Origin of the sequence: Pantoea sp. GbtcB22, from assembly GCF_019091025.1 — a bacterium.
GTDB lineage: Bacteria > Pseudomonadota > Gammaproteobacteria > Enterobacterales > Enterobacteriaceae > Pantoea > Pantoea leporis.
Genome location: NZ_JAGXKB010000602.1, coordinates 1 through 245 on the forward strand (window position 1 = coordinate 1; position 245 = coordinate 245).

The 245-nt window shown below is 53.9% G+C and carries 1 pseudogene; it reads right to left on the reverse strand.

Features of this window, described 5'->3' with window-relative positions:
- Nucleotides 1-245, reverse strand: a pseudogene (locus KVT28_RS26105) (sulfonate ABC transporter substrate-binding protein); the annotation flags it as partial.

A 245-nucleotide genomic window follows, 5' to 3' on the forward strand; every position in this document is an offset into this window, starting at 1 on the left:
TGCTCATCAAACACCTGCGGCGACATGCGCGACGCGCCGTAAGGCAGACGTCTAATGGTGGTTTGCCAGATGGCTTTATCCAGGCCGGTTGATTTCGTCAGAATCGCTGCCGCATCATCCGGATTCTTGTTGGCCCAATCGCTGAGCTTGCTCAACTCATCGTCAACCTGTTTCGCAGTATCAGGATGACCTTCCGCGGAAGGACGGCTGGCGAGATAGAAAGTGTAATGTGGCACTAATCCTTC